This is a genomic window from Nocardia sp. NPDC059236 (assembly GCF_042754085.1).
Taxonomy (GTDB): Bacteria; Actinomycetota; Actinomycetes; order Mycobacteriales; family Mycobacteriaceae; genus Nocardia.
Map to the genome: position 1 here is coordinate 27,137 of NZ_JBHZAF010000029.1, position 11,209 is coordinate 38,345.

Genomic DNA, 11,209 nt, shown 5'->3' on the forward strand with positions numbered 1-11,209 from the left:
GCCGGGGGTGGGGGCTTCCCCGCCAAAACCCCACCCCCCCCCTGTTTGTTTGGGGTTTGTTGGGGGGGGGGGGGGGCCCCGGGGGCGGGCCCCCCCCCCTCGACTCGTTTGATGAAACCTGTTGTCTGCGTTGGTGTATGGGTGAGGTCTCGGGTAGGTGGTTCAACGACCAAGAAAAACCCGGAGTTCTACCGGAGACCTCGTGACCAGCGCAGTGGTGGCGAGGTCGACAATGCGTATTCCAGCCGCGCCGACCGAGACTGGCTGCACCGCAACCACATAAAGGCCACGATCCATATCGCCGCAATCAATCAGTGGATACGACACGAGTGAGGGCGGCCCGAACGGACCGCCCTCACCCCAGTTCGACAAAAACCTAGGCCGGCACAGCACAGACCCCTTATTGTCAGCGCCCGCCGACCGCGGAGGCCATCAAATGCTCAACCAGCCGGACAAGGACGAGCTTGGCCGAGTTGCGATCACGAGCGTCACAGAGCTGGATCGGGATATCAGCAGGAATATCGAGCGCGGCTCGTATTTCCTGATCGTCATAGCTGTCCGCACCGTCGAAACAGTTCACGCCGATCACAAAGGGTATTCCGCGTGACTCGAAGAAGTCCACAGCGCCGAAACAGTCGTCGAGTCGACGAGTATCAGCCAGGACCACGGCACCGAGCGCGCCGACCGACAATTCCTGCCACATGAACCAGAAGCGGTCCTGCCCGGGTGTGCCGAAGAGATACACAACTACGGCCGGCGAGACCGTAATCCTGCCGAAATCAAGTGCAACTGTGGTCGTTGTCTTGGACTCGACACCGGTCAGATCATCGACTGCCATACCGATGTCCGATAGCCGTTCTTCGGTGCGCAGCGGCTGTATTTCGCTTACCGAACCGACAAAGGTCGTCTTACCAACGCCGAATCCGCCGGCTATCAGTATCTTGACTGCCTCGAGATCCGGCTCTCCGGCGGCGTTAGATGTTCCGAACACCATCGAGCACCGCCTTGAGCAATTGGAGGTTCGGACTGTCAGACGTGTGCCGTGGCGATCTGAATATGACATGACCTGAATTGATCAGATCGCTGACAAGCACCTTGACCGCCGCGATCAGTAGATTGAGTTCGGCTGCGATTTCAGCGATCGACAATGGCCTGGCCTGGCACATGCGGAGTATCTCTCCATATTCTCGGTCCAAGGTCGCGGCGGCGGTTTCAGGAACGATCGCCACAACGAGGGTGATCATGTCGAGGTTGTGCAGATCACCGCCGGCGCGCCCGCGCGTAACCGCGAAAGGACGTACCAGTGGTCCGGGTTCATCGTCGAACCAGTCGGTGCCCTCTTCGAAGTTCATGTCGTGTAACGGGAACCGCTACCGCCGGACGGTACCCGCGGGCTCGCTGACAGGCTGTCACCAACTTGCTTGACGATCACGTTCATCTCGTAGGCAACCAGGCCCAGGTCGACATTGGCTGACGTCAGCAACGCGAGGCACGCTCCCTCCCCCGCTTCGGTCACGACGAGATAGCCGCTTTCGAGTTCCACCACCGACTGCTGAACCGCGCCCTTGCGGAAGTGTTGACCCACACCGCGGGCCAGGCTGCCCAACGCGGATGCCATCGCCGCCAGATGCTCCGCGTCCTCGCGGGTCAACCCTTGCGACCTCGCCACCACCAGACCATCGGCAGACAGCACAACCGCTTCCTCAGCGCCGGGCAAGCGATTGACCAAGTCGACGAGCAACCAACCGACCCCATTCGTGCCAGACGTCACCTGCATTTGATCTCCCACATCTCTCGTCAATCCTTCTTCGATCCGCTGTGCCGACCAGGCAATCCACGACCCTCACGCGTGCCCTTTTGAAAGGAAGACATCGCACTGCGTGCCTCGTCGGCGCTGCGTTGACCACGCGAGTGTCGCGGTGCTACTTCGTCGGATGCGGCGCCGCTCGTTTGTAATTGCGGCACCAGGTGAGCCAGACGGCGTCGCTTGGGTAGCGGCGCCTTGCTGCGCCCAACCGCTTGGGATTCTGGCCCAGCCGATGTGGGAACCAGCCCGATGCCTCCAGCAGCGTCCTCCACGATCTGCGAGAATTCGCTCGTGGAAGGCCTCGCTTCCAGCTCTGGTGGAAGTGTGAAGTAGCTGTTCAACGGCGTGTTCACCATGAGGCCGACGACAGCTTCGTCGATACCCTTGATACTTCGATCCCCGCTACCGGATTGGGTCGCATTGTCGGCCCCGCCGGCAGTGCGAGAGCCTTTGCCGTGGTCCAGAATCTGGTCTGGGAGCAAGGCTATGGCTTTGATGCCGCCGTAGGCAGATTCCACGAGACTCACGGCGATACCATGCCGGCGCGCTAGTTGGCCGATCACGAACAGACCCATATGTTGATGCCCGGAAAGCGCCATCGCCTGGAAGTCGGGTGGATTGCGCAGCACTTCGTTCAGCCGCTCGCGCTCCTCGAACCGAATACCGAGCCCCTGGTCCTCCACTTCGACCACGACTCCCCTACCAACCAGGTTTCCACGGACGGAGATGGGAGCGTCAGGTGGCGAGAACGCGGCCGCGTTATCGACCAATTCAGCAAGTAGGTGAATCACATCGGCCACCGCACTACCCACTATCCGAACTTCGGGTATGCGCAGGGCGCTGGCCCTCGAATAGTCCCGGGTTTCGGAGATCGCACTCCGCACGATCTCCTCGAGACCGATCGACGTGCGCCACCTGCGGCCGGGCTGTCCGCCGCCGAGGATCAACAGATTCTCGGCATTACGACGAGCCCGGGTTGTCAGATGGTCGAGCTCGAACAACAACTGGAGGTGTTCGGGATCATCCTGGTTGGCCTCGGCTCGATCGAGGACCGCGAGTTGCTGGTGCACCACGACCTGACTTCGGCGAGCGATGTTCATGAACACTTTGTTGATTCCGGCACGAGTCTTGGCTTCCCCCGCAGCCGCGGCAAACGCCGTCCGCTGCGCCATCTTGAACGCATCCGCTACTTGACCGATCTCGTCCGCTCCGTCGTCGACGGTCACCAAGTCGGAGTCGAGATCGACGGGAAGCCCATCGTGAAGCCTCTCCACCATCGACGGCAGAGTCTTGTCCGCGAGCTCCAATGTTTTGGCACGCAACGCGAGGAGGCGTCTCACGAGCACGTTCGCCAAACGAACAGCAACCAGCGAAGCTGCCATCGCCAGCCCCAGCGCAACAATCCCGGCAATTGCTGCTCGGGTCAACAGGCTGTCGGCGGCTGCGACCGATACCGCCTCAGCGTGACGAAAATGGTCGGCCATCAGTCCGTTCAGTTCCGCGCCGACCTTGTCCTCAGCCGACATCCACTGTTGCAGCGAGACCGCCAGGCTACCTTGTTCGCCGAGACTGTCCTCAGCTGTTGTTGCAACACTCCAATCGGCACTGCTGACAAGCTTGTCGGCCCGGGACCTCTCGTCACTGGTCAGTGCCGGCAGCAGTCCGTCGAGCTGATTTCGGTAGCCGCCGACCAGCCGGCTCAAGGCCAGCCGCTCGGTAGAATCAGAGACTCCTCCGCCACCCAGCTCGCCGACGGCAAATCCGACCGAACGCGAGTGCAACTCGGATAGACGCAGGAGCCCCGCGACGGTCATCTCCTCCAGTGCCGTCGTGTGATCCGACGTCGCCCGGGCCGAACTGTCCATTCCGGTGACCACGATGCCCGCCAGGTCGCTGTAGAACTTGTCTACCTCCGCGGCTGTAACCTTGTGGAGGTCAACATCCGACCGTACTATCGGTATCCGCGCAGCAAGTGCGTTGAATACCGGGAATGATTTCTCCAGCGCGTCGGGATTGATCTCCTTCGCCACCGCACCGATCTCGGCAATACTGCGCAGGGCGGTGTCCGTCTTATCCCGTTGCGGAACCAAGTCCGCCGCAGGACGGTTCTCGTCGCCTAGATTCCGTAGCGTGGCCGTTCGCTCCGATTGCACCGCAGAAACAAAAGTCACCACCGGATCCAATTGCAGACGTAGGTAATTGGACCAGTCCCGGGCCGAGTAGCCGTCACGTACCAGCAATGCGACGAAGGTCGCAGCGGTGATCAATAGAACCACATTAGGGATGAGGGCGATCGCCAGCACGCGTGTCCGGATCGAGCCCGGACGCCCCACGATGCGGCCGACCAGCACTGGCGAGCGCCTGTGCCAGCGAGTCACGTTACTCCTTCCGATGCGACCCGCTTCGGGTCAGAGTATCCAGGTGAGGCCGACATAATCTCGCTTTTTAAGCTAAGTCGTCTCAAATATGAAGGCAGACTTCGCAGGCGTCAACGCGCGTTTGCCGTAGCTGCAACCGCTAGCGTGGAGGATCGCCTGGACAGGGTGTGTGAACCGGAGGCCGACTCCCGAAGCCGGCCTCCGCGTCAGCTACCACACGAACCTGATCGCCTTATCACGGCAATCCGGCGTGCGGGACCTCGACTCGAACCGTCTGCAGCGTCGCTGCCAACCCCCCGAGCCGGTCGTTATCGACCAAACCCGGCGCCATGCACAGCAACAGCGTCCGGCCATCCTCGCCGCCGAGCATGCAGGCGAAGATGTTCTGTCCTTCGGGCGCGTGGACCGCATCGACGATCTCACCGCCTTGGCGGATTCGCACCACGCGGGCGTTCTTCGGGTCCGCGGCCCAGATTGCACCTTCAGCGTCGAGACAGCAGCCATCAAGAATGATGTCGATGCTACCCAGCAATGATTCGAAAGTACTCAGATCAGGATCGGCGGACAGCTTCGCCCAAGTCCTGCGGTCCGCAAGACTACCGTCGTCTTCGATCGTGAAGGCCGTGTAGCGACCGGCAAGACCTTCACCGACAATCAGTGTCCGGCCGTCAGCACTGATCACCGTCCCGTTGGGAAAGATCAGATCTTTCGCGACCAGGGCATGGCTGCCGTCCGGCCGGATGAGGATGATGCCTGCGGTTTTGGGCGCCTCCCCTGCGAATGGGTCGAAGCCGAAGAAGCCCGCGTAGGCATTGCCCTTCCGATCGACAACCAGCTCGTTGAGGTCCCCGACGCAGTGTTCACTAACGTCCGCATGGACACTGACTGTTCCGCCCACGTCTCGCCGGTAGACGATGTGGTCTTCCTGACTGACGAACAGGAGGCTCCCATCCGGCAAGAAACCCAAGCCCGACGGCTGATGTTCGAGCCCTACGATCAGCTCTTCCTTGCCCTCAGGGCTATAGGTGTACACACCCTTTCGATACAGGTCGGACACCCACCAGAGACCCTCGTGCCACCTCGGCCCTTCGAAGTAGGCGCCGCCGGCAGCGAGCGTTTGAAGCGTGTAGTCGGTCATCTATGTCTCCTTTGACCTGTTCGTAAGGACCGAGGTGCCGAAACGCCACCGGTACTCGAAGTCGTTTCCACCTCTGTCGTGTCCAGCAGACATAGCGGGACCCTCATTCTCGACATCGGGTTGAACATTACGACCGTCCCAGACGATGTATTTTTGTCTCGACGGTCTCATAAATCGTATGCGACGACCGTCACACTGTCCAGAGTTTCAACAGAACCGCAGGACGCCTCCCTCGGGGCGGCGACTTGCTCGACGCCCAGCTAGTCGCCCTGGGCTGTCCCGCCGATCCTCTCCCGGTGGACCGACGGCAAACCTGGCCGCATGGAGCGCCGACGGTTATCCGACCCAGCCATCTCAGATTAGGTGGACCTTCGGCCGCACCACGACACTGCCCAGCGCCCCAAATCGACGCTGGGATTGCGCCCCGCTTCGGCAGCCGTCGCTTCGGCCACCCCCGAACGCCATCGCCTTACCCGAGTCAGGCCTGCCGCCGAGAACGGTCGTTCACGACTTCTCGCCAACAGCATCGGCGCTCGAACCGCACCTCTGCCAGCAGTCTCGCACTCGGTCCTGGCATGAGCAGTTACACAGCGTGAACGACCAGACCCATATAATGACGGGGTGAATCGCGAGCAGCAGATCCTTCAGGCGGCCGAAAAACTCTTCGCCGAGCGCAGTTTCGATGGCGTCGGCGTCGACGCCATCGGCAAGGAGGCAGGGGTTACCGGCTCTGCGATCTACCGGCATTTCGCCAACAAGGACGAGATTCTTGCTGTGCTGTTCGACCAAGCGATCGACGCACTCTTGCGCCTCGTCGGTGAGCCTCTCAGCGATCCGCGTGAGGAGTTGGTTCGCCTCATCCGCGCACACGTGGAATTCGCGATCAGCCACCAGGCTCTGGCCACAATCTGGGCGCGAGAGCAGAGCACGTTGGCTTCAGTGCACCAACGCAACCTGCAACGGCGGCAACGACACTACACAGAACGGTGGATCAATGCCCTCGATCAGTGCTATCCCGGGCACTCGAAAGAAGAACTCGTATCAACTGTCCGCGCGATGCATGCACTGATCACGTCCGACACCACGCGCCCCCAGGGTGCGAAGCGAATGCCCTACCTGCAATCACTGCTGTTCAACCTCGCGTTTGCTGCACTCGATGGGTTGGCGCAGCCAGCAGGGCAAGAACACCCGGCGGACAGCCTGCACGCTCAGGGTGACGGCCGCCGAGTAGGCACACAACAGTCCTCGCAGGAACAGTCGAGGATCTAGCCGCAATCGCTTCGGCTGCAGCCGAGCCCGTCGCGCTGGTGGGATAAATCGGATCATCGACTTCATGTCCGAGTCACCGGATGGCTTCGAGTCACTTGATCAGGTCGCTGAGGCCATTCACCGGTACAACCCTCATCGCCCCAGCTGCACCAGTCATAAGGGCCTGTTGAAGAATGTTCGGCAGGTGTCAACGGACGGTGGTGCCGGCACTGGGACCCGGCCCTACTCCGGTCTGCCCCATGCCCAACACGCGTCTGTCGCCGACGCTGGGCACATGGTTGCCGGCGATGACAACGATGTGTTCACGACATGTGTGAGCGAGTTTCTCGAGGCTGCTGCCAGTAACGGCATCATCTGAACAACCGGCGGATAGTGCCTGACCGGCCACCACCGACGAAATTGTGCACAGAAGCTGCAGCTTCCATGACCGTGGCCACCGGTCTGTTGTTACGAACAGCTCCATGACCGTCTCGCCCTGTCAATTCCGTGGGACTCCGACCACGACCACGCCGACGTAGTCCTGGGCGATCGGGCAAATCTGCATCCCCCGAGAGCGCCACCATCCGGCCGCAACGCACCGCGCCCAAGCACTACGCCTAGCACCCATCTACCGCGAACGATTGCCACTGATGTGATCGCTCGTTCACGACTGGGCTTCCTTCCTGAGACAATTTGCACTGGTCAGGCCCAATATAGACGCAAGACACCAATGCAGATACACTGTTAGCGATCGTTCTCATTGGCCAGCGTGACCGCGCGAAAGCCTGAGCTTCGCTCACTGCATCGGCATCCAGCCATTGGCGATCGACGTCCAGTCCTCACCCAACACCACACTCGAAGGAGCCGAGATGCCTGATAGCACACCGGAACCCGACCTACTCGTGAGGCGCGACGGGCAAGTTGCGGTAGTTACTCTCAACCGCCCCGAACGACTGAACGCGTTGAGCCACACCCTTTTGCGCCGCCTGCGCAGAACCCTTACAGACTTGGATAACGACCAGTCGGTGCGCGCGATCGTTCTGACCGGTGCAGGGCGAGCCTTCTCGGCCGGAGCAGATCTCCGCGGGGCCCCAAGCGATGCAGAACAGGTGGTCCGCGAACTCTACAACCCGCTGATCCTTGAAATTCAAGACATGGTGACCCCCATGGTGGCCGCGGTCAACGGCGTCGCTGTCGGCGCGGCGGTTTCCCTCGCCTGCGCCTGCGACCTCCGCGTCGCTGCTGATACGGCGTCATTTCAACTGGCGTTCGTCTCGGTCGGCCTGGTGCCGGATGCCGGCGCCACCTGGCTATTGCCCAGAATCGTGGGTCTGGGTCGAGCGACCGAACTCGCCCTGCTGGGACGCCGTTTGCCGGCACCGGAAGCATGCGATATCGGATTGGTCAACTCTATTGTGCCCACAGACCAGGTGGTGAAGAACGCAGTCGAGATCGCCAGGTCACTGGCCGATTTCGGCTCGTCGGTCTCAACGACCAGACGCCTTCTTCGTCGAAGCTTCATGGAAGACCTGCCCGACCAACTGGCCGCCGAGGCCGTGGCGCAAGGGATTGCCCAGCGTAGCCCCGAATACAAGGAAGCTCGCCGTGCCTTCGCCGACAAACGCCGACCAACGGCTCAATGATCTGATGCGGACGGATTGCCCCAGGTTGTCAGCACCCTTGCGAAGTCGACAACCTCCGGCAGTCGAGTCGTTCAGACTCGATGCCCCTACGCGCGGCCCCCTCGCCTAGCGAAGCGGAGGACGCTGTCATCGATCCGGGCGTAACGGAACGAGGGAAGATCCCGCAAGTAGTTCAACCGCACCCGCCACGGTTTGCGGTCGCCCTGGCGGGGGAATCTGCCGCCTGCCCGCAGCATATAGCCGGGAGTCAAGTTGGCGACGAACGAGACGGTGCCCAGCGACGAATCGGCGACCGGTCCAGCACAACCGAAATCGTGTGCTTCCATATTGCGCAGAAGGCGAATCACGAAGTTCCACACCAACTCTGCCTTCGAAGTCCACGGGGTGTGGACGTAATCCGATGACGCAGGCGAGGTTCGGTACGCCCGACAACATCATCGCTTGTAAGCCAGCCGTATCGGTACCGCGATCGGCGCACCGTCGACAACCAACTCGATGCCGCCCATCATCAGCAGGTCCAAACCCGTTGCGGTCACAATGATGTCGGCTCCAAGTTCGCCCCCGGATGCCAAACGTAGCCCGGTCTCGGTTAATAGCCGGTCATGCGGTCGACGGTGCCGGCAGTCGTCGCCGCCCCAGCACGACCTCGAATGCCAGATCGCTGTACCCTCCGACGAGTTCGGCAAGTCGATGCCAAGCCGCGTGTACACGTGGGTCCCGTTTGATGTCGAGTGTCATCAGAACCTGAACAGCATGGATGTGACCGGCCACGATGCGGTCGATCACGGTGCCGAGTGTTTCGGTATGCATTGCGGTGCCTCGGCGGTGCTGAGGCACGCACCGCTCGATCCACAGATCGATGGAGTAGACGACATCCGCACGGCGTCGGTCGATTTCGGATATCTCGCCGGCATCTGCGGTCGCCAACCGCTTATGGACGGCGACGAGGTCGGTGACCCATTCCGTGAGAGGATGGTCGACAACTTGTTCGCCACGGATCGCGCACAACAGCTGCCCGGGATCGAGCAGTGGCTCGAGCCGTCGATCTTCAACCGCGCGGCTTGTCGAACCAGCTTCCGAGTCCGCACACCACATCGTGACATCACCTCGAGGGATCCGTCGTCTGAAGGGGAAGGCCGGACAAGCCGCCCCAACATAGGGCGACGCTCGCCTCGACCGCGTCACACTTCGATACGGGACGGTCAGCGTCCAACCAATAGCGCGCAGTCGCCTGGCTGGCCCCGACCAGTCCAACCGCCAGCGCACGAGCTTTGTTGGGCTCGAGCCGAGCAGCCTTGGTAATGAATTCGACGATGGCGTCCACGCAGGCGTCGTTGGTTCGATCCACGATTCTCTGCACCGACGGCTCGCTCATGACATCGGATTCGAACACGAGCCGAAAGCCCTCGGTCTCGTTGTCTACGAAGTCGAAGTATGCCTGTACGGCCGCACGCACGCGCTGGTAGTTGTCGCTGGTTGAATGCAACGCCCCCAGTACCTCTGAAACCAGCGCGTCAGCATGACTACTCAGCACTGCCAGGTACAGCTCCAACTTGCCCGAGAAATGCTGATACAGAATGGGTTTGCTGATACCCGCACGCGACGCGATCTCCTCCATGCAGGCGCCATGATAGCCCCGAAGCACGAATATCTCGCTCGCCGCAGCCTGTAGCTGAGATCGCCGCGCGGCGCGCGCCGCCAGCACATCGCGCCTCCGCTGCGACTGACTCCTCATATGGAGCGCCATCCCGTCGACGAGGTCAGTCATTTCGGCCCTCCAATCCCTTCGGAAGAGGCTCCACCGAGCATCCACATAACGAGATATTGAATCTCAATATTAGCGCAGGTCGGTTCAGCTGTCGAGCGTGGCCCAGACGAGCGATCAGCGTCACTCCGTCATGCGAACCCACGCGCCAGCCCCACCAGAGCCTGATCGAGATATGCGGTGAGATCACCGTCGGCACACGCCACCCAGCAATCGAAAGCCGCTCGGCACGTGGCCAAGGTGGCACGACCCACTGCTAGTGCGTACAGGGAATTGGGAGGCCCCCCGAGTCGTCCGGCCGCGAAGTCGCTGACAGCTCGCCCCCACGCGTCGTAATGCGGCGCCGAACTGGCCTGCAGCGCAGGCACGGTCGCGATGAGATGCATCCGCGCACGAAGCTCCGGCAGGTCTTCTGCTCGGTACTGATTGACCTCTACAACGACTCGCCGAATACCATCCATGAGCCCAATCTGTGCAGGCAAGGCCAGGAAGGCCAGCTGCAAACGCCGCACCTCGGCATCGAACTGAAACCACAGCACTTCAGCCTTGGAGTCGAAGTAGCGAAAGAACGTCCGACTGCTCACGCCGGCCACGGATGCGATCTGCTCGACCGTCGTCTCGTCGAAGCCTTGCTCGCCGAACAGGGCCAACGCGATCTGTTCGATCTTGCGAGCACTGGTTCCCGGCGGACGACCCCGACGCGACGGCATGGTTGCCGGCTCGAGATTTGACACTGGCGTCCCCACTTCCAGTCGGGCCTTGATTCCGTCACGCACTGACGATAATCTCTCCAAGAGATTAAAGAGACACAGCGTACCAAAACTACATGAGGAGTTCGCATGATCCGCTTCACACCTGCCCCGACCGCTTCAAACGAGCAGACCGAAGACCTGATCGTCGAGGACGTCCTGGTCGAGGACGTCTCGATCGACGGGATGTGCGGTGTCTACTGACGTGACCGACGCCGGATTCGATCCGGAGCGCGCTTGGGGGTTGCACCCCCAGGTGTCCGTGCGGCCAGAACGGTTCGGTGCGCTGATGTACCACTTCGGCACCCGCCGCCTGTCGTTTTTGAAGAGCCCGAAGTTGCTCGAAGTTGTCAGCGCGCTGGATTCGCACCCCAGCGCGCTCGAGGCCTGCGCCGCTGCCGAGGTTCCGCCCGAGCAGATGCCTTCCTATACCAATGCACTTACGGCGCTGGCCAACACCATGATGATTCGCCCACGCTGA

General features: G+C 61.4%; 13 protein-coding genes. 5 read left to right on the forward strand and 8 right to left on the reverse strand.

Going from position 1 to position 11,209, the window contains the following annotated elements; translation table 11 throughout:
- Positions 1-406: 406 nt before the first annotated feature.
- The 5 genes from ACFXIV_RS42895 to ACFXIV_RS42915 all read right to left on the reverse strand — a co-directional run bounded on the left by ACFXIV_RS42895 (position 407) and on the right by ACFXIV_RS42915 (position 5,323).
- Positions 407-994 (reverse strand): ATP/GTP-binding protein, encoded by a 588-nt coding sequence (locus ACFXIV_RS42895; protein ID WP_379403538.1) that lies wholly within the window; start codon positions 992-994, stop codon positions 407-409.
- Positions 975-1,352 carry a DUF742 domain-containing protein gene (locus tag ACFXIV_RS42900; RefSeq protein WP_379403537.1) on the reverse strand — a complete coding sequence of 126 codons (378 nt, stop codon included), beginning with the start codon at positions 1,350-1,352 and terminating at the stop codon, positions 975-977. The genes ACFXIV_RS42895 and ACFXIV_RS42900 overlap by 20 nt, the downstream gene beginning before the upstream one ends.
- Positions 1,349-1,777 (reverse strand): roadblock/LC7 domain-containing protein, encoded by a 429-nt coding sequence (locus ACFXIV_RS42905; RefSeq protein ID WP_379403536.1) that lies wholly within the window; start codon positions 1,775-1,777, stop codon positions 1,349-1,351. Before ACFXIV_RS42905 ends, ACFXIV_RS42900 begins: the two co-directional genes overlap by 4 nt.
- A 20-nt stretch (positions 1,778-1,797) precedes the next feature.
- The gene (locus tag ACFXIV_RS42910; protein WP_379403535.1) at positions 1,798-4,185 is read right to left on the reverse strand and encodes a nitrate- and nitrite sensing domain-containing protein; all 2,388 of its coding nucleotides are present in this window, start codon (positions 4,183-4,185) and stop codon (positions 1,798-1,800) included.
- 235 nt (positions 4,186-4,420) lie between these two features.
- Complete coding sequence (locus tag ACFXIV_RS42915) at positions 4,421-5,323, reverse strand: SMP-30/gluconolactonase/LRE family protein (RefSeq protein ID WP_379403534.1); 903 nt, start codon at positions 5,321-5,323, stop codon at positions 4,421-4,423.
- A 621-nt stretch (positions 5,324-5,944) separates the two neighbouring features.
- Between ACFXIV_RS42915 and ACFXIV_RS42920 the strand changes: the two genes are divergently transcribed.
- The 3 genes from ACFXIV_RS42920 to ACFXIV_RS42930 all read left to right on the forward strand — a co-directional run bounded on the left by ACFXIV_RS42920 (position 5,945) and on the right by ACFXIV_RS42930 (position 8,214).
- Entirely contained in the window at positions 5,945-6,592 is a 648-nt protein-coding gene (locus ACFXIV_RS42920; RefSeq protein ID WP_379403533.1) for a TetR/AcrR family transcriptional regulator, read from the forward strand.
- 64 nt (positions 6,593-6,656) lie between these two features.
- Positions 6,657-6,950, forward strand: a complete 294-nt coding sequence (locus ACFXIV_RS42925; RefSeq protein ID WP_379403532.1) for a hypothetical protein — start codon at positions 6,657-6,659, stop codon at positions 6,948-6,950.
- A 490-nt stretch (positions 6,951-7,440) separates the two neighbouring features.
- Positions 7,441-8,214: an enoyl-CoA hydratase/isomerase family protein gene (locus tag ACFXIV_RS42930; protein WP_379403531.1), complete on the forward strand. Its 774-nt coding sequence runs from the start codon at positions 7,441-7,443 to the stop codon at positions 8,212-8,214.
- Between the two features lie 600 nt (positions 8,215-8,814).
- Here ACFXIV_RS42930 and ACFXIV_RS42935 read toward each other — a convergent pair.
- The 3 genes from ACFXIV_RS42935 to mftR all read right to left on the reverse strand — a co-directional run bounded on the left by ACFXIV_RS42935 (position 8,815) and on the right by mftR (position 10,755).
- The gene (locus ACFXIV_RS42935; RefSeq protein WP_379403530.1) at positions 8,815-9,309 is read right to left on the reverse strand and encodes a DUF4254 domain-containing protein; all 495 of its coding nucleotides are present in this window, start codon (positions 9,307-9,309) and stop codon (positions 8,815-8,817) included.
- A 7-nt stretch (positions 9,310-9,316) separates the two neighbouring features.
- Positions 9,317-9,982 carry a TetR/AcrR family transcriptional regulator gene (locus ACFXIV_RS42940; RefSeq protein ID WP_379403529.1) on the reverse strand — a complete coding sequence of 222 codons (666 nt, stop codon included), beginning with the start codon at positions 9,980-9,982 and terminating at the stop codon, positions 9,317-9,319.
- Positions 9,983-10,110: 128 nt separating this feature from the next.
- Complete coding sequence (mftR, locus tag ACFXIV_RS42945) at positions 10,111-10,755, reverse strand: mycofactocin system transcriptional regulator (protein WP_379403528.1); 645 nt, start codon at positions 10,753-10,755, stop codon at positions 10,111-10,113.
- A 63-nt stretch (positions 10,756-10,818) separates the two neighbouring features.
- On the opposite strand from mftR, the gene mftA reads away from it, so the two are divergent.
- Both mftA and mftB read left to right on the forward strand, forming a co-directional pair.
- A complete protein-coding gene (gene mftA / locus ACFXIV_RS42950; RefSeq protein WP_379403527.1) occupies positions 10,819-10,932 on the forward strand; it encodes a mycofactocin precursor MftA in 114 nt (37 codons plus the stop codon).
- A gap of 1 nt (position 10,933) precedes the next feature.
- Positions 10,934-11,209 (forward strand): mycofactocin biosynthesis chaperone MftB, encoded by a 276-nt coding sequence (mftB, locus tag ACFXIV_RS42955; RefSeq protein WP_379403526.1) that lies wholly within the window; start codon positions 10,934-10,936, stop codon positions 11,207-11,209.